This window comes from Celeribacter baekdonensis B30 (genome assembly GCF_000299875.1).
Taxonomy (GTDB): Bacteria; Pseudomonadota; Alphaproteobacteria; order Rhodobacterales; family Rhodobacteraceae; genus Celeribacter; species Celeribacter baekdonensis_A.
In genome coordinates, this window is sequence record NZ_AMRK01000001.1 from 380,845 (window position 1) to 401,985 (window position 21,141).

Genomic DNA, 21,141 nt, shown 5'->3' on the forward strand with positions numbered 1-21,141 from the left:
GGAGGGCACCGTCATGGATCTTGCCGCAAAGCGGTAGGCCATCTTGGTGCGGTACCGCCAGCGCGATGATTGCCCAACTCTGCGTTCCGGATCAGCAGGATCGGGGTCACAGCACGAGAGAGAAGATACTCCGCCGTGCTCCCGATGGGCAGATCGGGATCGTTTCCCAGCCCGCGGGCCGAAAGCACGACGAGTTCGCCCCGTTCCTCGCAAATAGCCTTCATCAAAGCCCTGCGTGGCTCATCGCCACTGAGCCGACGGACGCGGTTGCCATGCCTGTGGACCGGGAGCAATCGACGCAAACGCTGAAGCCGATCTTCGACCGTATGTGCCGCCTCTTCCTTAAGTTCGCGCCAGAGCGCCTCATCTCCCTGTCCCGTTCGTCCCGTGCCGAACGCGCCAACATGCGAAACAGCATGAAGGATGACGAGTTCTGCCGCGCGGGCCCGCGCAATCGCGGCGGCGAAGCGAAGCGCGGCTTCCGAAGGCGCCGAACCGTCCATTGGGACTATGATACGGCGGATTTTGGGAGGCTCGCCTGCAATCTCGCCCGGAACAATCAGAACCGATCCCTGAAAAACCTCCGCAAGATGCCTGGCCGTCCCTCCGAGGCCCCATCGGCTCGGGGGGCTGAAAGTTCCCGTGCCCAAGACCAGAAGATCCACATCGCGTCGAAGCGCCTCGTCATGGATGCACCGCGCGGCCGAACCGCAGGCCACGACCGCACATATGTCGGTGGTTGCCCCGGTCGTGTCGGACATCCGCAGGAGATCGGCAGTCTCAACTCGTCTGGTCAATTCCCAGTCGACGGGATCGGCGCACCTAATCGTGGACGGCCCGGCGGGCACGACTCGCATGGCCGTCAGGTCAGCCCCCGTCTGGTTTGCCAGCAATACAGCTTGTTCCAATATGCGCACGGCATCAGGGGACCGGTCGAGGCAAGCCATCACATGGCGAAACAGGCGAGCGTCGCTCTCCCGTTCATCTGGCCTGTCCTCGGTGGCCGGTCCGGAATGAATATCAGGCATGGCTCCCCCCCCCCGTCCATGAGACACTTCGTTAGTACTTGAAGCATGGGCCTAAATGCTATCGGCAAAGGCGTGGCGCTCATTGACGGCGCGCAATTCGCTCGCCTTGTGCCTAACACCGCCATGACGCGGCCAAAGAAATCTGACGTCATTGACATCTGTCGATGACGCGGTTTGGACTGTGTTCAGAATGACACGGATAGTGAGTGCAGACGTTGCTGTCGTGTTTTGCCCGAATGCATTGTCGAGTCAGATTATTTCAGTGGCGCTCAGATACTCGGTGTGCGTCTTGGAGCGCGGTTCGTGAACGCTGGAGCGGCCGTAAGAGGTATCCGATCTGGCAAAATGTCGGCCATTGACCGCCATCATCGACAGTACGATTTCGCGGCACCAGATTGGCCCGAGGGTCGCCGCACCGTCATGGCCGAACGCACGAGGTCGCTGGCCGGGCTGCGTGTCGTCCGTGGTGGTGAGGACGAATGCAGACGGCACTACGCGACGTCCCCGACCGGCGGCGATGCTGCTGTAAAGAACACGCCACCCCTTGAAACGGGGTAACGTTTTCAGCGGGCAGGGTTCTGTTCATGTCCCAAAGGGATAGGTATCGGGCAGGCCCCGAATCTGTCCCGTCGTCAGCGGCATCACCGCGCTGGTTTTGTCGACCCAGATATATTCGTCGAACTGGCGGGGAAGCTCGGCTTCGAAATAGTGGCTGGCAAGCTCGGTCTCGGGGCGATAGATTACCCCGATCGCCCGCTCCAACCTCGGCTTCGACAATTCCGTCGCGACGTCCAGTTCGTGTCCCGCCCGCAGCGGCAGGATAAGTCCCGGCAGGCCGGAAAGGTGGAATTGCCGCTCATAGCTTTGCAGGTGGGATGGCCTGACCTGCTTGACCTCCATGGGACCGTTCCAGTCGCTGGCCGCGGCGACCGTACCACGATCTGTACCCATCCCGATCCGGTAGCTTTCGTTGCCGAACCCGCGCGCACAAAGCTCGCCCAGGTTGCGCTCCCCCCGACGTGACATTTCGGTCGCCCGGGCATCGCCGATATGGGAATTATGTGCCCAGACCACCGCGCGTGAACCTTCTCCGTGGAATTTCATGACGTTCAGAAGGGTTTCGAACATGTGATCGTCGCGCAGGTTCCAAGAAGCGCGCGAGCCGTAATACATGATCCGGTAATATTTCTCGGCATTGGCCACCAGTGCCGCGTTTTGCGCCGCGTCCAGAAATCTCTCGCCATCGCTCAGCGCATATTCCTGACGTTTTCGCATCAGATCAATGAGCATCGCGGTCACATCGTCCTCGCAGTTGCGATAAGCCCCTGTGAGGGCCGCGTGACCGTAAGCCGCCGGATCGGCCTCCCACGGGCTGAGGCATCCATAACGGTGGCGGGCGATCCGGGCGAGATCGGGGTCAACATCTTCCAGATAGTCGATGATCGCCAGCGTTGAGTTGAACAGGCTGTAGAGGTCCAGACCGTAGAAGCCGACGCGGGTCAGCGGAGCACGCGGCGCATTCCAATCGTGCAGCCAATCGGTAAAGGCACGGACCTCCTCATTGCGCCACATCCATGTGGGGAAACGGGCGAATGCTTGCCACTCCGACGGCGGCATCTCGCGGTGGCGCACATAGTGATCGATGCGGGCGGCGTCGGGCCAGTCGGCCTCGGCGGCAACAATGGTGAAGCCCTTTTCCTCGATCAGTCTTTTCGTGATGAGCGCGCGCATGCGGTAGAACTCGGACGTGCCGTGGCTTGCCTCGCCAATCAGAACGACGCGGGCATCGCCGATGCGATCCATCATCATGTCGAGCGGTGCATTCTCCACATCCTCGAATGGCTCGGCGAAGGTGCGAATGAGCCTCGGCAATGCCTCGGACTGGCGTGGACGGTGCTGGATCAGGCGCGGAGGTGCTGTTTGCGTGTCCTCCGGCTCGCCTTCCCAGCCCTGTTCGCCGATCAGGGGCACGAAGCGCACATCGGCCAGATCCTCGCGGTCGAACTGCCCCTTGTCGTGCCGCGTGACGCGGACCAATTCCTGGGCACGCGGGTCGCTGCCCACGGGCACCACCATCCGCCCGCCTCTGGCCAATTGGGACTTGAGCGTTTCGGGCACGAAGGGTGCTCCGGCCGATACAAGGATAGCATCGAACGGCGCCTCGTCTTCCCAGCCCCTGGTGCCGTCACCATGAAAGACGTGAACATTTGTATAACCAGCGTCCTGCAGCGCCGTCGACGCCTTCGCGGCCAGCGTTCCATGGCGTTCGATGGTATATACCTCGCTCGCAATTTCGGCCAGAACAGCGGCGGCATAGCCCGAACCCGCGCCGATCTCGAGCACCTTTTCGCCCCCCTTGAGTGCCAGGGCCTCGATCATGTAGGCCACGATATAGGGTTGCGAAATGGTCTGACCGGCGTCGATGGGCAGGGGACGGTCCCAATAAGCCTGACCTTTCAGGCGGTCCGGCACGAAACGTTCGCGCGGCACTCGCGCCATCGCATCCAGAACCAGCGGATCGCGCACCCCGCGCGCCTTGATCTGACGTTCGACCATTTCCTTGCGAAGATCATTATAGCCAGACATGTCAGGTCTCCTCTCAGGCCCTCCTGTGACTGGAGAATTTCCGCTATACCGGTCCAAGCGTATCCTTGATCACTCCACCGCAGCTTCCGGGCAGAGCCTCAGGTGGCGGTGCAGGTGGCAATTCGCTGGGCGGTTCGGGATACTCCTTCGGTGAAGGTTCTGGCATCTCCTTTGGCGGTGTCACCGGTTCTTCTGATGGCACCGGTTCAGAAGGTTCACCACCTACCACGAGCGTTGCGTCCTTTTGTTCAGCGCTTTCCAGTTGTATCACCACGACGGATATTTCTCTTTGTCACTTTCATTACATACCTGCATCACGTGCGCACCCTCACCATCTACGGCAATCAACGGATCCACCCTGCTCTCCTTACGAGCGGCTCTCCAACCAAGCACATATCGAAACAGGCGTCCCCCGCCCAATCCTCGTACATCGGTTGAACGCATGAACTGGACCCAAGACCTGAGTGGGGGGTGAACTGATTGCAAGGTCTGGACGGTCCGTCGCCTCGCCGCGCCGTCCGGTTTGAAATCTGGCGGTCACATCACCGCCAGATGATCAATGACGTTCGTCACCCCGGGAGCCGCCCACGCCGCGCGCTCCGCACTCCTGCGTTCGCCCAGATAACGGACTTTCCCCTCAAGCGTCACGGTCCCATCATGAACCGCCACGCGGATTCCTGTGGCATCGAGTTCCGCATCGCGCACGAGGGTCTTCTTGATCCGCTCCGATACGTCCGAAGCCTTTACCGCAGGTCGAACCTTGAGATGGTTATTGATGCCGATGACGCCCGTCAACCGACCGATAGCCCGTACCGCAGCATCAGCCTGATATCGCCATTCCACATCGCCCTCCAAGGTGACCCGGCCCTTGGCGACGGTGGCATGAATTTTGTCTTCCGGCACCGATATGTTCCAATTCAGCAAATTGGCGACGCGTTTCGCGATCTCATCGTCGGCTGTGATATGGGCACCAATTGGTCGAACCTCAAGTTCGTCGGCGATCGCACGGACACCCACGACGTTTTCAACGATGTCCAGCGTTGTGAGCTTGTCGCTGTAGCTGCAGACATGCCCTGTCAGCGTCACGACGCCCTGATCGACTGCCACGCCAATGTCGGCAGCATCAATGCTTGGCTCGAAATCAAGCTCGTCGATGATATCCTGTCGTAGTTGCTTGTCAGTCATTTCTTCCTCCACTTTGCAAACCACATTGGGGATGATATCTACGCGTATCCCTATTGGCATTGACGGCTCGCAACGACCGTTCCGAAAGGCGCTGGACGAGGGCCCGACTTCTCCGGGCCAGCGTGTTCTCGAGGCCAGAACACGCGCCGATTATCCTGCGTAGCAGCTCATTCCATCTTAGGCATGGATTTCTCCCGAAATCAGGAACTCGCCCATTTTCTTTGATCGGACGATGTTGTTGTACGCCACATCCGATACCGCCGCTGCCCGGTCACCTCGTGGATCAGACCCCGCGTTTCCATCCACGCAAGGTTGCGCTGGATGGCGGAAACGAGTGGCCAATCGTTCAGCACCGCGCACAAGCGTCGGTTCCAACACCTCAACCTTGGTCAGGTCGATGAGGTAAACGGCCATGAATCCGTTCTTGCAGGGGCACGCACCTGTCTCAATCAGGATGCCTTCCTTAAGGAACTCGCGGACGATTCACTTGACTGTGGTCTCGCCCAACTCAGTGTGTCGCTGTATCGTGCCCTTATCCATGATCCGCAGCTCGATGTCATCGAGAAGGTCGAGGGGAGTGTCGATGCCCTTCTCATCGCGCATGACATCGAAGGAATAATCGTCGATGGCGTTGCGCATGTTGTTCTGCGCCATCTCGTTTTGCCAGATATCGACGATGTGGTGATCCTTGACGATCCCGATGATCGACTGCGCGACATCAGCTGTCACCGTATTCGACCACAGCATTTATCTTGAGACACCTTTGGAGGTTCTTGAAGAGCGTCTTGTTCAAAGATGGCTGGACAATGACCACACGCCCGAAGACGCCCATGCGCGGGCACTCTCGAACGACATTCCCAATGCCAAACGCGTTACGAAAAACACGGACGGCGCCGACCAAATAATCAGGCAAGAGAAACCGAAACTGACATGACCAGTCCAACAATCAAGGAATGAGCGAACGTTACGTCGTCCACGAATCTGACGGTTCACGGGACATCACGTTTGTCGCCACGGGCCCCGAGGTCGCTCTCGCAATTGAGGCTGCGAAATTGCTGCAGGATCGGAATATTAACGTGACCGTTGTCTCAATGTCGTGCTGGAACCTGTTTGACCAGCAGCCCTACAACCACCGCGCCGAGACACTTGGCAAGGGCCCGCAAATTGCCATCGAAGCCGCCGGCCCCTTCGACTAGGAGCGATATGTTGGTGCAAGTGAGAATGCTGTTGGGGTCAACAATCTTGGCGCATCAGCGAGCTCCGAAGAACTTTATGAGCAATTCGGGCTTACTCCAGAGAAAATAGTAGAGCGGGTCAGGATTAAATTGAACCTTCCCACAGTCGCAACACTTTAATCTTTTTTGAAGGATGGAGTGTTGATCATGAGGGAAGCGGAATACGAAATACGGCTCTCTCGCCCCACGTTGCTGTCAGCAGAGCGCTCTGATCCGGCGTGATGACAAGGCCGACAGGACTTGAAAATCCATCCGCAACAGCCCTTGAACCACCATCCATCAGGATTTCACGCACAGTCGTTCCGCCATAGTCGACAACAAAAACGCGACCGGTCTGTGTTATTGTGATCCCCGGTCCCGGAGTATTGAACTCCCCACCTGCTTCGACCCTGGTTCCATCCGGACGCAGGATCGTGACACCGCCACCGATATTTGAAACGACAAAGCCACCATCAGGGGTTTGAACAGCACCTACGGGCGTGTTCAGGCCCTTGATGACAGAAGTAAGCGCGCCGTTTTCGACCGTCAGAATCTCATTGCTTCGTCGGTTCGCAACCATGAGCCGCCCCGCGCGGTCAAAACTCAGACCAGCAGGCGTTGCCAGCCCGGTCACATAGGTACTGCGCTCACCTTCGGGCGTGAATCGCCAAATCAGATCGCTCGAATAGGAGGCGACAAAGATCGCCCCGTCTGGCGCGATGGCAAGGCCGGACGGGCCGGAAAGCCCCTCTGCAAAAGTTGTGCGCGCGCCATCTGGTGCGAAACGACTGATGCGCCCTGCGCCCCACTCGGCCACGAACAGGTTGCCTCGCGCGTCGAAGTCCATGCCGACGGCGGAGTTCACCTTGTCAAACAGAGGTTGTGGGGTGGCGGCGCTCGCCCTGCCAGAAAAGGCGAAGGACAGCGCTATCGCTTGGGCAAGAACGGTGCGGCGGTTCGGTTTCATGTTCGTTCCTCCGCTTGTTCTGACGCTCGTGCGGCAAACACCTCTTTCGCCGCAAACAGCCCGTTCAGCGCGGCCGGAAAGCCAGCATAAACCGCCATCTGCATCAGGATTTCAGTGATCTCTTCTTGCGAAATCCCTACGTTCAAGCCCGCTTCGAGATGCACTTTGAGCTGTGGCTGGGCGGTTCCCATTGCGGCCAGCGCCGAGATGGTTGCAACCTCCCGGTCGCGCAGCGAAAGCCCAGGGCGGGAATAGATATCACCGAAAGGAAATTCGAACAGGTAGGTGGCGAAATCCGGTGCGATATCGGCCAACGCGTCGATCACGTTCTGTCCGGCTTGACCGTCGATGGTTTCAAGAGCGCGCTGCCCGCGCTCCAATCTGGTTTCTTCGGATTTGAGTTGAATTGTCATGGTTTTGCGTCCTTTTCTCGGCTTCGACATAGGTGTCGATTTTGGTGTCGAGGACGAGAAGGGAGGCTTCCAATTCGGCTAAATGCTCACGCACCCGCTCGCGATGCAGTTCCAATAGCTTACGTCGCTGAGGTCCAGTTTGATCCCCCTGCGCGCGAAGTTCGGCATAGAGCAGCATTTCACGTATCGGCATACCGGTGGTTTTCAGGCGTTTGAGAAAACCAATCCAAACGAGGATGGCTTCGTCATAATCGCGCTGTCCGCCAGCATCACGATCAGCAAAAGGTAAAAGCCCGATCCGCTCATAATAGCGGATCGTATGAGCCGATAGCCCCGTGCGTTTTGCGAGTTCGCTGATCTTCATGGCACTCTGATTCTCATCCAGACGCCTCCAAGGCTAGGGGTTTGAGCGCACTCTAAGTCAAGGTATTTTCTGACATCGCAATTGGTAGAATGGGCACTTTCCTGCCGTTAGATGCTCCATCTTCGAACGGCCGCTTTTGCGGAGCTCCCAATATGCACAACGAGGTTTGGTAGGCACAGGCGAGCGCAGTGGTATACCGCGATATTGACATATCCCTATCGCCCAGTCACTCAACACAGGCCCGCCGGAAACCCCACAATCACTCGATACTTGTCGTCTCACTCATGTGGATTTTCCGGCTTCCTTTGCACATCCGGCCCCGCCTGACATCGCCCCCCCAATAAGGCAGGGGAAGGCGGGGCCGGTAGCGAGCTATGACCGAAAAGCCGTCTCACGAATTGCCGCGCTGGTGATCCGCACTTTCAGGCGCTTCTGTTTCCTCTGCCCGCGGAGCTCCCTCCGCCTCGGGCAGTTCTGCCAGCTCATCCAGAAAGCCCTGCATCTTCCATTTCGCCAAAGGCGTCCTGAATCTGGTCGATGATGCTTTTTCCGGAGTTCACGACCGTTTCCTCTCCGTTTGCTTAGAATTTGGGGCCATAGTCGGACAGGGATCGCTCCTGGGCACGGGCTTTGCGCAACCAGGCGGCACGCTCATCCTCTGAGCACCGCACCCGCAAAACCAGTCCGCGCACGTGCGGTCCGGATGGTGTTCGAGCATCAAGGCTCATGCGAAACGCAGGCGGGCGCGATCGCGGCCATTGCACCCAAGATTGGCTGTATCCCCAAACTCTGCGCGAATGGGTCAAGCAGGCCGAGAAAGTCAGCGGCATGCGCGATGGCGTGACCACTGAGGAGCGGGACCGGATCAAGGCCCTGGAACGTGAGGTCCGGGAGCTGCGCCAGGCGAACGAGATACTCCGCAAGGCGTCAGCGTTGACCTTGTCACTCGGACCGGTAGCATTTCGGCGGCCAACTTTGCGCAGGCGGAACTTGATCGCCCACGGAAGCGATGATCGCCTTCATTGAAGATCAGCGCATTGTTTACGGCGTCGAGTCAATTTGCAGGGTTTTGCCGATTGCGCCGTCAACGTTTTATCACCGCCTCACATGTCGCGCTGATCCTTCCAAAGCATCGGTGCGACAGCAGCGGGATGCGGAATTGCGGCCACGGATCAAAAGGGTTTGGGATGAAAACTATCAGGTCTATGGCGTCCGCAAGGCGTGGCACCAGATGAAGCGCGAGCGCTTTGACGTGGCCCGCTGCACGGTTGCACGCTTGATGAAGCAGATCGGCATCCGTGGAGCTGTGCGCGGCAAGGTGGTCAAAACAACGGTTCCAGACACGTCAGCGCCTTGTCCGCGTGACAAGGTGAACCGTCAGTTCCGGGTGCCTGCGCCGAACCTGCTGTGGGTCAGTGATTTTACTTACGTGTCAACCTGGCAGGGCGTCCGGCATGGTCCTCGGACCGATGGCGGCCTCATGCCGAACTCTATGTGGCCGCTCGACCATTGTTCTGGAGCCAATGGCGAACAAGGTCTCGCTCATCGACACATTCGCCGATCGCATCGTGGGATGGCGGGTCTCGCGGTCAGCCAAAACTGACTTTGTTCTCGATGCTCTTGAGCAGACCCTGCACGATCGACGGCCCGTCCAAAAGAGCGGATTGGTCCACCACTCGGATCGCGGCGGGCAATATTTGTCCATGCGATACACCGAGCGCTTGGCCGAATCGGGCATCGAACCATCGGTCGGCAGCGTCGGTGACTCATATGACAACGCACTCGCGGAAACTATAAACGGCCTCTACAAAACCGAGCTGGTTCACCGCCAGGGCCCGTGGCGCAACATGCCGGATCTGGAAATGGCAACCCTCGGCAGGGTCGACTGGTTCAACAACCGGCGCCTGCTTGGACCCATCGGAAACATCCCGCCGGCAGAGTCAGAAGAGAACTTCTATGCACAGCGCGACGTGCTCGATATGGTCGCGTGAAGTGAAGCCATAGGTCTCCGATGAAACCGGGGCGTTTCAGAAACGACCGCAGCGCTGCAAATTTTGCAAAACGAAGCTGACCGGTTGAAATCGCTAAATGCTAAGTTTTCTTTGGGGGCTGCTGCGGATGCGGGAGGGCATCAGGCCAAAGTTGCTTAGGGGATGTGGCGTGGAAATGCCCCCCACGTCTGCTTTGAGGACGCGGGAGTACGGCTTTCACTCCTTAGACTACCGGCAGTTCCGGGGTCAGTTGCGGAATCCTGCGCTAAGGGGTTTTAGGGGTGATTTTAGGCCATCTCTACTCGCCTGTGATCAGAATATGCGCCCATCCAAGCGGAGAGACATGTGAGAGCAGGTCTTCTGGGTCGTCAAGTCCAGCCCGTCTGCGATTGGCAATGATTTTGCCGAGCTGTTTCGTATTCCAATAAATGATGATTGTGGCCAATAGATTGAGTCCCGCCAGGCGGTCATCTTGTGCTCGGCTGGATCGATCCCTGATTTCGCCTTGGCAACCAATCCGCAGGGCGTTTTTCAAAGCGTGGTGCGCTTCACCATTGTTAAGGCCGATCTGGGCGCCCGGGCTCTTCGTTGTCTTTCTCATAGTCCACTCCTCGGTGGCTACGATGAGCAACAAACCCTCTCTTAGCAAATCGCCCTATTTGGTCCCATAAACGCTGACGTTAGACAATCGCAGAGAACCGAAGCTAGGATACCAGACGGACCTCGGGCAGGTGTTGCTCCATAGTTTCGCTGACTTGCGTTTGACGCGGGCGCGCGACCTTGATGGTCGTATCGTCGCGCAGGGTGAGAAAGAGCTCGCCCTTCTCGCGGCGGGCTCCGACAACCTGCGTGAAGGCAACCCAAAGCGAACGGTTCACCAGCACGCCGATATCGGGATCTATGCTTTCAATTACGGAGCAGAAGGGCCCTTGAACGAAATGGCTGTCCTCCTCGGCAAAGATGGTGACATAGTTTCCGTCCGCCTGCACCAAGCGCAAGGAGCACATGGGCACGCTCACCTCGCGCCACACAAACATATGCGACGCTTCTTCTTCGGGTTCAGTCTCCTTTGGAAGCATGTCGTGGGATGGGCTGGAGCCATCGCGCGCAACTGCCTTCTCATCCGGTGCGAAAACACGAGGAGCCTCATCCTCGATCCCCAGTGTTTTGAAGTGACCAGCGTCGGGCTCTTTTGAGCGGATTTCCCGCAAGATCGTTGGCATAAGAAAGCGAACGGAGAAGGCCAGAGAAAGTTCAGCCAGAAGAAGGTTCCAAAAGAACAACAAGACGGCTCGTATCAGAGCATCCGCGTAATACACGGAGTACAAAGCCGAGTAGACCTCGGTCAGGAGCAACTGAGGGATGAGGATTGCGATCGCCATAATTGCCGTAAAATGCACGCGAACGCGGGGTTTCCCTTTTGCCACCAGAGCGACGAGCCAGAACTGTCCGAGAAATAGCGCAACGCTGAGAATGGGTTGCAGGAGCTGAAAGGCGATGTCGCCAAGACTAAACCGCCGCAGGAAGAGGGCGGGTTCGACGACGATCGGCAAGGTGACGACGCAAATCAACACAACGATGAAACGATGGCGCAATATTTGCGATATTTCGCCTAGGCGCAGCAACAATGGAGCGCAACTCATCATCTCGATTTGCAGTTCGACATTCCGCATCTGGATTCATTTCCCGTAGTTAGTATTCCCTTATACCAACCGGTATCGAGTTCGCCGTGTTCGTGCTGCACGCTGAGCATAGGTAAAATCGAGATTGGCCGCAACACACTACAGCCACTTGGGTTTCCACTCAGCCAAGGCCTGTAAGTTGTGGTTTTCCGGAGCATATTGGGGGTTTGCGGAGCAATCCGGGACACCCTGCAATGGCGGTTCTGATCGGCCGCCCCCCCTTTTGGTGATCTGAAAGGGTTCATACCGTTCGTCTGGCTATGGGGGCTGAGGGCGACGGGAAAGGTCGGGAAGAGACTGTAACTGGCTGTCGACTTAAGTCGTGTGGGTAGTAAGGCCGAGTAGAGGCGAGCTTCGCGTTTCCGTCGTGTGCGGGCGCAGAGGCCCAATCCTTTGCGGCCTGGCGTTTCCGGTGTTGCCGAAACACGCACCCAACCTCTGATCCATCGGCTTGCCACAATCTGCCGCCGACTTTTTGTCGATTCTCGGCGCGCTGCCACGCATGAGGACAAGAGATGACCAACTACTACATTGTTTCCAGTAATCCCGAGGTTCATGACGATGGAAACGTCAACAACTACACGCAGGTTCAGGCGGGTGCACTGACGCCACAAGAGGGGGACGCCTACTATCTGGACGGGAACCTGAGCAGTTCGCTGTGGTTTTACGGGTCGGCCAGTTTTACCGTCAACATCGAGCAGTCTCTGGTCACGAATAACCTTGTCGGCGGCGCCACGATGTGGATCCAAGGGACCACGAATGCCACTGTCAATATCGGCGCGGGCGTGGATGCCGATTACCTCAACATCTCTTCATCCGGCGACACGCTGACCATCAACGTCGATGATGGGGCCACGCTAGGTGCGATCACCGCGCCGCTGACCGATCAGATGACGATTGTCGCAGGCAACGATGTCACGATGAACGGTGCACTGATCGGCTCGAACGGAGACTCGACCGTAACCTTCGGTTCGGGCGCAACATTCAATTCGACGGTCAACTTCGACGGCTGGGGCACGCTTTCTGAAACCGGAAGCCAGACCTTCTCGGTGGGCGACAACGCCGTATTTGAGTACGGCGTGTCGATGGACGGCAGCTATACCCACAACAGCTTCTCCGCTGGTGTAAACAGCACCATCGGCGACGATATTGTGATGAACGGCAGCGGCTATATTAATCTCACGGACGATACGTCAGGGTATTCCGGCTCGGTCACCGTTGGTGACGGTAGCACCGTTCAGGGCAATGTTTACATGGGGGGCAGCTATGGCGACATGACTGTTGCCGTCGGCAACGACGTTTCGGTCGGGGACATCGCGGTCGGCGGTTCCTTCAACGATATCGACATCACGGTGGGGGATCGCGTCGACACCGGCTACATCGGTATGGGCGGGTCAGACATCAACGGGCGTATCCTTGTGGGCAGCGAAGGTAATGTCAGTGCGATTTACGCCGGGGGCTCGTCCTCGGATATCTGCGTGGGGGTGGGCGACAATACGAACATCGATCTGTCCATTGCCATGGGTGGCTCGAACGACTCTTATGCCCTGTCGCTGGGCGATGGGGTGAGCATCGGTCTCGACCTCTCGATGGGCGGTTCGAACAACGTCCAGAACGTGGTGATGGGCGATGATGTCTCGGTGGGCACCTATGTTTTCATGGGTGGCGTGGACAACACCAACCACGTTGAAATCGGCAACAATTTCACTCTGGGCAGCCACTGGACCGGCTCGATTTCGGGCTCGGACTATCTGGAGATCGGCGACAACTGGGATATCGGCACGGGCATCTATCTTCAGGGCGGGGACGACACGCTGATTCTGGGAACGGTGGCCGATGGCGTAACTGCCTATATCGACGGCGGCCTCGGAACCGATGCACTGTCGCTGCGCGTCGCGGCGGGCGATACGGGCTTTGTCTCCGCCGCCACGGAGGCTGGCTGGACCTATGACAGCGACACCGGCACTTGGTCCTCGAACGGTAACGACCTGACCTATAACGGCGTCACCTACACCAGTTTTGAAACCGCCGCCGTGGTGGATGAAGACTGGGAACTGGTCTGCCCCGTGGCCAATAACATTGTCGATGGCACGGCGGGCGATGACGTCATGGATATCGGTTACACCGATGCGCAGGGCGACCAGATCGACGGTACTGACGGAGACACAGATGTGATCTTCGGCTACGCTGGCGATGACACGATCAATGGTGGCGCCGGCAACGACACGATTCATGGCGGCCTCGACAATGACACCATTACCGGCGGCGCGGGCGACGATTCCGTGACGGGCGGCGCGGGTTCCGACACGCTTGCGGGGGGCGTGGGGGCCGATGTGCTGGACGGCGGTTCGGGCGATGATAGCCTCGATGGCGGCGAAGGCGATGACGAGCTTCTGGGCGGTCTGGGTGCCGATACGCTGATCGGCGGCGCCGGGGCCGATACCCTGACGGGAGGCGATGGCGCTGACCTGTTTATTGTCGATGACGGTGGTGACACGATCACCGATTTTGATGCGACTTCGGGCATCGGCGACGATGACGAAAGCGACAACGATGTCGTCGATCTTTCGACCTTTTACAACGAGACCACGCTCGCAGAATGGAACGCGGCGAACCCGACGCAAACCTATGCCTCGCCGCTGGGGTGGCTGCGCGCCGACCAGGGCGATGGCGTGCTTGATGCGGCGAGTGGGCTGGAGCTTTACAGCCCTGATGGCAACCCTGTCACGTCCGCAGATTTGAATGCCGAAAACACTCGGGTGATCTGCTTTGCCCGCGGCACGCGAATTATGACCCCCCGCGGCGAGGTTGAAATCCAGAACCTCAAGGTGGGCGACAATGTGCTAACGCTCGACAACGGATTCAAACCGATCCGCTGGATCGGCCACCGCAGACTGGGTGCCGAGGCGCTGGATGCCATGCCGAAGCTACGCCCGATCCGCATTAGGGCCGGCGCTCTGGACACCGACCTGCCGGTGCGCGACCTCGTGGTTTCGCCACAGCACAGGGTGCTGTTCCGCTCGCCCCATGCCGAACTGATGTTCGGCACCCATGAGGTGCTATTGGCGGCGCGGCAGTTGCTTGGCCTCGAAGGGGTCTGCGTGGAGCGCGAGGCGCGGGAGGTGGAATACTGGCACTTCCTCTTCAATCGACACGAGATCGTCTTCGCCGAAGGCGCGGCGTCGGAATCGCTCTACACCGGGGTCGAGGCGCTCAAATCGCTCAACCCGGAGGCGCGGGAAGAAATCTTTGCGCTGTTCCCGGAACTAGGCGCCGACGAGGCAACCCGCAAGCCCGATCTGGCGCGGCCCGTGGTCAACGGGGTGGTGGCGCGGCTGCTAGTTTCCGTGAACGGAAGCGGGCAGACCGCCAACATTCTGCACTGAGGCAGGCACGCATACCTCCCGTGTACCATCGGGAGGCAGGTCCGGGACCCCCCCCTCAGTCGCGGACCAGGGGGTATCGGCGGCGGCACCGATACCCCTCTAAGTTCCGTCTGGCCCGCCACGAGCGCGGGCCGGACACCTTTGTCACGATGGGTGTTGTCACATTAACTCGCCCAGTCCGCAAGATTGGGTGCTGATAGGACATCAAGCGACGTTTGCCGCGGATTTCCACGCCTCGAAAGCTTCGAGCCGATGGTAGCAGATGGTCAAGTGAAGTCTGCAAATCTCTCAAAATTTCAGCCAATACCGCTACGCCGGAAAAGCAAAAGCGCCAATCGACGTGTCGATAGGCGCCTAACTTCTGTCGAAAGCGACAAACTTACTGTCGTTCGTCAATGATGAAAGTGGTGAGCCGGTCGGGATCCGAACCCGAGACCTACTGATTAAAAGTCAGTTGCTCTACCAACTGAGCTACCGGCCCACTCTCTTTGCCTTTCGGCTGTGCCGGGGGAACTACAGTTGCAGCGCGGGGGCGTCAAGCAGAAATCAGAGATTTTCTTGGAAAAGCTTCGAACAAGGTTTATATGCCCGCACATGCAACATGAGCACCCCCCTTCCCGCCTCCCCTTTCTGAAAATGCACGGGCTTGGCAATGACTTCGTGATCTTTGATTCTCGGGGCAGCGCTGCTGTGGTCACGCCGGAGCTTGCGCGCGCCATTGGCGATCGCAACCGGGGCGTGGGATTTGATCAACTGGCAGAGATCAGATCGTCGGACATGGCGGATATTGATCTCGACTTTTGGAACTCTGACGGCTCGCGCGCAGGTGCCTGTGGCAATGCCACGCGCTGTGTCGGGCGGTTGATCTTGGATGAGACCGGCAAAGACGAGGTCACGATTCGCACCGAACGCGGGATTTTGATCGCTCGGCGTGCGGGCGATGAGGTGTCGGTCAACATGGGTCATCCGCAACTGATGTGGGATGAGGTGCCTCTTTCGCGCCCGGTGGATGTGGAGCATCTGCCACTCGATGGCGATCCTGTCGCTGTCGGCATGGGCAACCCTCATGTGGTGTTCTTTGTGCCAAATGCCGAGGAAACCGATGTCGCCGGATGGGGCCGCAAGGTCGAATTCGACCCGTTGTTCCCGCAACGCACCAATGTGGAATTTGCCGAAGTGCGCGCGCGAAATGAAATCAGGATGCGGGTCTGGGAGCGCGGCACGGGAATCACGCTGGCCTGTGGGTCGGGCGCCTGCGCCACGGCCGTTGCCGCGAACCTACGCGGCCTCACCGATAAAAAGGTGCGGATGGAGGTCGATGGCGGCTGGCTGACGCTCGATTGGCGTGAGGATGGTGTTTGGATGACCGGACCGACACAATTGGTGTTCAAAGCAGAATTTGATGCCTCCTTTCTGGAGCGTGTCTGATGTCCACAAAACCGCCTGTATTCGCGACACTCGGCTGTCGCCTCAACGCCTATGAAACCGAAGCGATGAAAGACCTCGCCGCGAAAGCGGGGGTTGAAAACGCCGTGGTGATCAACACTTGCGCCGTGACAGCAGAAGCCGTGCGCAAAGCCCGGCAAGAGATTCGCAAACTCAGACGCGACAATCCCGAGGCCAAAATCATCGTCACGGGCTGTGCCGCCCAGACGGAACCAGAGACCTTTACCAAAATGGCCGAGGTCGATTTGGTCATCGGCAATACGGAAAAGATGCAGCCGGAAACATGGTCTCGCATGGGCCCGGATTTCATTGGCCGGACCGAGCGCGTTCAAGTCGATGACATCATGTCGGTGACGGAAACTGCCGGACATTTGATCGACGGTTTCGGCACCCGCTCTCGCGCCTATGTTCAGGTGCAAAATGGCTGTGATCACCGCTGCACCTTTTGCATCATCCCCTATGGTCGCGGCAATTCCCGCTCTGTGCCCGCCGGGGTCGTGGTCGATCAGATCAAACGACTGGTGGACAAAGGCTATAATGAGGTGGTGCTGACCGGGGTCGATCTGACCTCCTGGGGGGCAGATTTACCGGCAGAACCGCATCTCGGCGATCTGGTGATGCGGATTTTAAAACTGGTGCCGGACCTGCCGCGCCTGCGGATCAGCTCGATCGATTCCATCGAGGCCGACGAGATGCTGATGCAGGCGATTGCAACCGAGCCGCGTTTGATGCCGCATTTGCACCTGTCGCTTCAGCATGGTGATGACCTGATTCTCAAACGTATGGCTCGCCGCCATTTGCGCGACGATGCGATCCGGTTTTGCGAAGAGGCCCGCAAACTGCGCCCGGATATGACCTTTGGCGCCGATATCATCGCCGGATTTCCGACCGAAACCGAGGCGCATTTTGAGAATTCGCTGAAATTGGTGAGCGAATGCGATCTCACTTGGTTGCATGTCTTTCCATATTCCAAACGCGAAGGCACCCCGGCCGCGAAGATTCCCAATCAGGTGAACGGGACTGTCATCAAAGCCCGCGCCGCACGGTTGCGGGAGGCCGGAGATGTTCAGGTGCAACGCCACCTTGAGGCGCAAATTGGGCGGGACCACATCATTCTCATGGAAAACCCACATATGGGTCGCACCGAACAATTCACCGAAGTCACCTTTGCCACAGCGCAAACCGAAGGCGCGATTGTCAAAGCCAAGATACTTGGCCTCAAAGGCACGCAGCTCTTAGCCTAGGGGAATGCGAACATGAGGCCGATCCTGTATTCCTTCCGCCGCTGTCCCTATGCCATGCGTGCACGTCTTGCGATTTTAAGTGCCGGGATTGAGGTCGAACTGCGTGAGATCCTGTTGCGCGATAAGCCGCAAGAGATGTTGGCCGCCTCACCCAAAGGCACGGTGCCCGTGTTGATCATTGACGATCGCGTGATCGACGAAAGCCGCGACATTATGGACTGGGCCTTGGCACAAAATGACCCTGAGGGGCTTTTGGATATGCCGCCAAAAAGGCGGGATTGGATCGCTACCATCGAAGGCCCGTTCAAATTCGCGCTGGATCGCTACAAATACGCCCCGCGCTATAACGGCGCTGATCCAGTGACCGAACGCGACACGGCGGCACAGATTTTGCAGCGCGTAGAGGCCCAACTCCAAGTGACCCCTTGGCTCTATGGGAACCAACCGAGCTTTGCCGATCTGGCCACGATCACCTTTGTGCGGCAATACGCGAATGTGGATCGCGCATGGTTTGACGCGCAGGACTGGCCGGGGGTGCGCGGATGGCTTGACCGCTTTCTCGCATCAGATCGCTTTGCAACCATCATGACGCGGTATCCCAAATGGGAAACCTTAGCGATTCCGGTGGTTTTTCCTTAAGTTATGGCATTTTCGGTTTCGTTAGCGGTCACAGATCATGCGAAACCCAAAATGTCGTTCCTCTTGCGCCACACCGCGACAGATCGCGCGCCTTTGCGCCCCATTGTATGCTGGACGTGAGCGCATCGCCTCGCTAAAAGCGGCCCGGAAGGGCTGCATCCAATTGCGGCCTCTCATGCATTCGCCGGACGGACCCGGCTTGAGACAATGGAGATTTGCTCGTGTCCCATGTAGAAGAACACGAAGGCACCCGCCGCGATTTCCTGTACTACGCCACTGGTGGCGCAGGTGCAGTCGCCGCAGGCGCCGCCGTCTGGCCGCTGGTCAATCAAATGAACCCCTCTGCCGATGTTCAGGCGCTGTCGTCGATCCGTGTTGACATCAGCGGCGTCGAAGTTGGCACACAGCTGACCGTCAAATGGCGCGGCAAGCCGGTGTTCATCCGCCGCCGCACCCAAGACGAGATCGACATGGGCCGCGCAGTTGAGCTGAGCGATCTTGTTGATCCAAAAGCTGAAAACGCCAACATCGCCGCTGACGCAACCGCCATCGACGAAAACCGCACGCTTGATGAAGCGGGTGAATGGTTGGTGATGATGGGTGTTTGCACCCACCTTGGCTGTGTGCCTCTGGGCGATGGCGCCGGTGATTTCGGTGGCTGGTTCTGCCCCTGTCACGGGTCGCATTACGACACCGCTGGCCGTATCCGCAAAGGTCCGGCTCCGCGCAACCTCGATATTCCTGTCGCTGCTTTTGATGGCGACACCGAAATCGTTCTGGGCTGAGGGAGGAACTTATGTCTGGTATTCCGCACGACCATTATGAGCCCAAAACGGGCTTCACCAAGGCGGTCGAGTCCCGCCTTCCGATCATCGGCCTGATCCACGGCACCTTGATGATCCCGACCCCGAAAAACCTGAACTGGATGTGGATCTGGGGCATCGTGCTCGCGTTCTGCCTTGGGCTTCAGATCGTCACCGGCATTGTTTTGGTGATGCATTACACGCCGCATGTCGATATGGCCTTTGCCTCTGTCGAACATATCATGCGTGACGTGAACGGCGGTCATATGCTGCGCTACTTGCACGCCAACGGTGCGTCGATGTTCTTCTTTGCCGTGTATCTGCACATTTTCCGCGGTCTCTACTACGGGTCTTACAAAGCCCCACGTGAGATCACTTGGATCATCGGCATGATCATCTACCTGTTGATGATGGCGACCGGCTTTATGGGTTACGTTTTGCCTTGGGGTCAAATGTCCTTCTGGGGCGCCACCGTGATCACCGGCCTGTTTGGCGCGATCCCCTTTGTGGGCGAACCGATCCAAACCTGGCTCTTGGGTGGGCCGGCTGTGGACAACGCCACGCTGAACCGCTTCTTCTCGCTGCACTATTTGCTGCCCTTCGTGATTGCGGGCCTTGTGATCGTTCACATCTGGGCCTTCCACACCACCGGCAACAACAACCCGACGGGTGTTGAAGTGCGCCGCACCTCGAAAGCCGAAGCCAAGAAAGACACCCTGCCCTTCTGGCCGTATTTCGTGATCAAAGACCTCTTCGCGCTCGGCGTGGTTTTGGTCGTGTTCTTCGCGGTTGTTGGCTTTATGCCGAACTTCCTCGGCCACCCGGACAACTACCTCGAAGCAAACCCGCTTTCGACGCCTGCGCATATTGTGCCGGAATGGTACTTCCTGCCGTTCTACGCCATCCTGCGTGCCTTCACCGCCGATGTTTGGGCCGTGCAAGCGGTCTCCTTCATCACCGGCGGCATCGTTGATGCGAAATTCTTCGGCGTCTTGGCCATGTTTGGTGCGATCATCGCCATGGCGCTTGTGCCTTGGCTCGACACATCGTCGGTGCGTTCGGGCAAATACCGCCCGATGTTCAAATGGTGGTTTGCGCTGTTGGCTGTCGATTTCGTTGTGCTGATGTGGGTGGGCGCCATGCCGACCGATGGGATTTACCCGTATATCTCGCTGATCGGTGCAACCTATTGGTTCGCCTACTTCTTCGTCATCCTCCCGCTCTTGGGTGTGATCGAGAAACCGCTGCCGACTCCGGCCACGATCGAAGAAGACTTTGCCGCCCATTACCCGGGCGCGGCCGAGTGAGAAAGGAAACAGGGACGATGATGAAGAAACTTACCCTCTCCGCCCTCACCGCGCTGGCTTTGTCCACCGGTGGGGCGATCGCCGCAGGCGAAGGCGGACATGTCCATGATGTGGATTTCTCCTTCGAAGGACCGTTCGGTAAATTTGACCAGATGCAGCTTCAGCGCGGTCTGCAAGTTTACACCGAGGTCTGTTCGGCGTGTCACGGCATGAAATTCGTGCCGATCCGTACGCTGGCCGACGAAGGTGGCCCGGCACTCCCCGAAGATCAGGTCCGCGCTTATGCGGCCCAGTTGTCGGTGAATGACGAAGCCTCCAACATGCAGCTTTTCGACTATAACGAAGGTGCTGCGCGCCCGTTGACCGCGAACGACCACTTCCCGGCCAACAATTCGCAAAACGCACCTGACCTGTCCTTGATGGCAAAGGCGCGTGCGGGGTTTCACGGTCCTTACGGCACTGGCATCAACCAGTTCCTCAAAGGCATTGGTGGCCCGGAGCACATCGTCTCCATCCTGACCGGCTACACCGGTGAGGAAAAGGTCGAAGCTGGCACCACCTATTACGAAAACACCGCGTTCTCGACCGGTTGGATCGCCATGGCTCCGCCCCTTTACGGGGAAGACGTCGAATATGCTGATGGTCACTCCAATGAGCTGCACCATGAAGCCGAAGACGTGGCTGCCTTTTTGATGTGGGCCGCTGAGCCGAAGATGATGGCACGCAAGCGGGCCGGCTTTATGGCCGTGACCTTCTTGGTGCTGCTGACCTCTTTGCTCTACCTGACCAACAAAAAACTCTGGGCGCCGCATAAAGGCAAAAAGACGTCGCTTTAAGCGACCGAAGAGTTAGAAATGAGAAAGCGCCCCAATTTGGGGCGCTTTTT

17 protein-coding genes, 1 tRNA gene, 3 pseudogenes and 1 other annotated feature are annotated in these 21,141 nt (G+C 58.3%); of the genes and pseudogenes, 9 read left to right on the forward strand and 12 right to left on the reverse strand.

All coding sequences use genetic code 11. From position 1 onward, the window contains the following. Positions 1-11 precede the first annotated feature (11 nt). From B30_RS01790 to B30_RS01810, 5 genes are all read right to left on the reverse strand, one after another. Entirely contained in the window at positions 12-1,028 is a 1,017-nt protein-coding gene (locus B30_RS01790) for a universal stress protein (protein ID WP_009570270.1), read from the reverse strand. A 582-nt stretch (positions 1,029-1,610) separates the two neighbouring features. Beyond that, the gene (locus B30_RS01795) at positions 1,611-3,614 is read right to left on the reverse strand and encodes a protein-L-isoaspartate(D-aspartate) O-methyltransferase (protein ID WP_009570271.1); all 2,004 of its coding nucleotides are present in this window, start codon (positions 3,612-3,614) and stop codon (positions 1,611-1,613) included. A gap of 537 nt (positions 3,615-4,151) precedes the next feature. Next, positions 4,152-4,799, reverse strand: a complete 648-nt coding sequence (locus B30_RS01800; protein ID WP_009570272.1) for a BON domain-containing protein — start codon at positions 4,797-4,799, stop codon at positions 4,152-4,154. Between the two features lie 177 nt (positions 4,800-4,976). After that, entirely contained in the window at positions 4,977-5,213 is a 237-nt protein-coding gene (locus B30_RS22300) for a hypothetical protein (RefSeq protein WP_009570273.1), read from the reverse strand. A 69-nt stretch (positions 5,214-5,282) separates the two neighbouring features. Beyond that, positions 5,283-5,546 carry a hypothetical protein gene (locus B30_RS01810; RefSeq protein ID WP_009570274.1) on the reverse strand — a complete coding sequence of 88 codons (264 nt, stop codon included), beginning with the start codon at positions 5,544-5,546 and terminating at the stop codon, positions 5,283-5,285. 206 nt (positions 5,547-5,752) lie between these two features. Here B30_RS01810 and B30_RS01815 point away from each other — a divergent pair, with 206 nt between their 5' ends. Continuing rightward, positions 5,753-5,995 carry a transketolase-like TK C-terminal-containing protein gene (locus tag B30_RS01815; protein WP_009570275.1) on the forward strand — a complete coding sequence of 81 codons (243 nt, stop codon included), beginning with the start codon at positions 5,753-5,755 and terminating at the stop codon, positions 5,993-5,995. Positions 5,996-6,179: 184 nt separating this feature from the next. On the opposite strand, the gene B30_RS01820 is transcribed toward B30_RS01815, so the two are convergent. The 3 genes from B30_RS01820 to B30_RS01830 are packed head-to-tail and all read right to left on the reverse strand — an operon-like array spanning position 6,180 to position 7,757. Next, complete coding sequence (locus B30_RS01820) at positions 6,180-6,980, reverse strand: serine/threonine protein kinase (protein WP_009570276.1); 801 nt, start codon at positions 6,978-6,980, stop codon at positions 6,180-6,182. Next, entirely contained in the window at positions 6,977-7,393 is a 417-nt protein-coding gene (locus B30_RS01825; protein WP_040401728.1) for a carboxymuconolactone decarboxylase family protein, read from the reverse strand. The genes B30_RS01820 and B30_RS01825 overlap by 4 nt, the downstream gene beginning before the upstream one ends. Next, on the reverse strand, positions 7,335-7,757 hold the full coding sequence (locus B30_RS01830; protein WP_009570278.1) for a MerR family transcriptional regulator: 423 nt from the start codon (positions 7,755-7,757) through the stop codon (positions 7,335-7,337). Before B30_RS01830 ends, B30_RS01825 begins: the two co-directional genes overlap by 59 nt. 703 nt (positions 7,758-8,460) lie before the next feature. Here B30_RS01830 and B30_RS01840 point away from each other — a divergent pair. Further along, positions 8,461-9,748 (forward strand): annotated as a pseudogene (locus B30_RS01840) (IS3 family transposase). Then, positions 8,725-8,841, forward strand: a sequence feature (AL1L pseudoknot). (Overlaps the previous pseudogene by 117 nt.) A 298-nt stretch (positions 9,749-10,046) precedes the next feature. On the opposite strand, the pseudogene B30_RS01845 reads toward B30_RS01840, so the two are convergent. Both B30_RS01845 and B30_RS01850 read right to left on the reverse strand, forming a co-directional pair. Continuing rightward, positions 10,047-10,322: pseudogene (locus B30_RS01845) on the reverse strand (Tn3 family transposase); the annotation flags it as partial. A 130-nt stretch (positions 10,323-10,452) separates the two neighbouring features. Continuing rightward, positions 10,453-11,421: a LytTR family DNA-binding domain-containing protein gene (locus tag B30_RS01850; RefSeq protein WP_009570281.1), complete on the reverse strand. Its 969-nt coding sequence runs from the start codon at positions 11,419-11,421 to the stop codon at positions 10,453-10,455. Between the two features lie 524 nt (positions 11,422-11,945). Between B30_RS01850 and B30_RS01855 the strand changes: the two genes are divergently transcribed. Next, on the forward strand, positions 11,946-14,816 hold the full coding sequence (locus tag B30_RS01855; RefSeq protein WP_009570282.1) for a Hint domain-containing protein: 2,871 nt from the start codon (positions 11,946-11,948) through the stop codon (positions 14,814-14,816). Positions 14,817-15,020: 204 nt separating this feature from the next. Here B30_RS01855 and B30_RS22715 read toward each other — a convergent pair. Both B30_RS22715 and B30_RS01860 read right to left on the reverse strand, forming a co-directional pair. After that, positions 15,021-15,095: pseudogene (locus tag B30_RS22715) on the reverse strand (IS6 family transposase); the annotation flags it as partial. A gap of 126 nt (positions 15,096-15,221) precedes the next feature. Further along, a tRNA-Lys gene (locus B30_RS01860) sits at positions 15,222-15,297 on the reverse strand. 113 nt (positions 15,298-15,410) lie between these two features. On the opposite strand from B30_RS01860, the gene dapF reads away from it, so the two are divergent. From dapF to B30_RS01890, 6 genes are all read left to right on the forward strand, one after another. Then, positions 15,411-16,244 (forward strand): diaminopimelate epimerase, encoded by an 834-nt coding sequence (gene dapF, locus B30_RS01865; RefSeq protein ID WP_009570283.1) that lies wholly within the window; start codon positions 15,411-15,413, stop codon positions 16,242-16,244. Beyond that, positions 16,244-17,506 (forward strand): tRNA (N(6)-L-threonylcarbamoyladenosine(37)-C(2))-methylthiotransferase MtaB, encoded by a 1,263-nt coding sequence (gene mtaB, locus B30_RS01870; protein WP_009570284.1) that lies wholly within the window; start codon positions 16,244-16,246, stop codon positions 17,504-17,506. The genes dapF and mtaB overlap by 1 nt, the downstream gene beginning before the upstream one ends. Positions 17,507-17,518: 12 nt before the next feature. Next, positions 17,519-18,145 carry a glutathione S-transferase gene (locus tag B30_RS01875; RefSeq protein ID WP_009570285.1) on the forward strand — a complete coding sequence of 209 codons (627 nt, stop codon included), beginning with the start codon at positions 17,519-17,521 and terminating at the stop codon, positions 18,143-18,145. A 221-nt stretch (positions 18,146-18,366) separates the two neighbouring features. Then, positions 18,367-18,930 carry a ubiquinol-cytochrome c reductase iron-sulfur subunit gene (petA, locus tag B30_RS01880; RefSeq protein WP_009570286.1) on the forward strand — a complete coding sequence of 188 codons (564 nt, stop codon included), beginning with the start codon at positions 18,367-18,369 and terminating at the stop codon, positions 18,928-18,930. A gap of 11 nt (positions 18,931-18,941) precedes the next feature. Continuing rightward, on the forward strand, positions 18,942-20,255 hold the full coding sequence (petB, locus tag B30_RS01885; protein ID WP_009570287.1) for a cytochrome b: 1,314 nt from the start codon (positions 18,942-18,944) through the stop codon (positions 20,253-20,255). A gap of 17 nt (positions 20,256-20,272) precedes the next feature. After that, entirely contained in the window at positions 20,273-21,091 is an 819-nt protein-coding gene (locus tag B30_RS01890; protein ID WP_009570288.1) for a cytochrome c1, read from the forward strand. Positions 21,092-21,141: the final 50 nt, after the last annotated feature.

Coding starts and splice junctions, on each gene's coding strand:
- mtaB (WP_009570284.1), top strand. CDS start 16,244: ATGTCCACAAAACCGCCTGTATTCGCGACACTCGGCTGTCGCCTCAAC.
- B30_RS01810 (WP_009570274.1), bottom strand. CDS start 5,546: ATGCTGTGGTCGAATACGGTGACAGCTGATGTCGCGCAGTCGATCATC.
- B30_RS01815 (WP_009570275.1), top strand. CDS start 5,753: ATGAGCGAACGTTACGTCGTCCACGAATCTGACGGTTCACGGGACATC.
- B30_RS01830 (WP_009570278.1), bottom strand. CDS start 7,757: ATGAAGATCAGCGAACTCGCAAAACGCACGGGGCTATCGGCTCATACG.
- B30_RS01850 (WP_009570281.1), bottom strand. CDS start 11,421: ATGCGGAATGTCGAACTGCAAATCGAGATGATGAGTTGCGCTCCATTG.
- B30_RS01825 (WP_040401728.1), bottom strand. CDS start 7,393: ATGACAATTCAACTCAAATCCGAAGAAACCAGATTGGAGCGCGGGCAG.
- B30_RS22300 (WP_009570273.1), bottom strand. CDS start 5,213: ATGGCCGTTTACCTCATCGACCTGACCAAGGTTGAGGTGTTGGAACCG.
- B30_RS01890 (WP_009570288.1), top strand. CDS start 20,273: ATGATGAAGAAACTTACCCTCTCCGCCCTCACCGCGCTGGCTTTGTCC.
- B30_RS01800 (WP_009570272.1), bottom strand. CDS start 4,799: ATGACTGACAAGCAACTACGACAGGATATCATCGACGAGCTTGATTTC.
- petB (WP_009570287.1), top strand. CDS start 18,942: ATGTCTGGTATTCCGCACGACCATTATGAGCCCAAAACGGGCTTCACC.
- B30_RS01795 (WP_009570271.1), bottom strand. CDS start 3,614: ATGTCTGGCTATAATGATCTTCGCAAGGAAATGGTCGAACGTCAGATC.
- B30_RS01875 (WP_009570285.1), top strand. CDS start 17,519: ATGAGGCCGATCCTGTATTCCTTCCGCCGCTGTCCCTATGCCATGCGT.
- B30_RS01790 (WP_009570270.1), bottom strand. CDS start 1,028: ATGCCTGATATTCATTCCGGACCGGCCACCGAGGACAGGCCAGATGAA.
- B30_RS01855 (WP_009570282.1), top strand. CDS start 11,946: ATGACCAACTACTACATTGTTTCCAGTAATCCCGAGGTTCATGACGAT.
- B30_RS01820 (WP_009570276.1), bottom strand. CDS start 6,980: ATGAAACCGAACCGCCGCACCGTTCTTGCCCAAGCGATAGCGCTGTCC.
- dapF (WP_009570283.1), top strand. CDS start 15,411: ATGCAACATGAGCACCCCCCTTCCCGCCTCCCCTTTCTGAAAATGCAC.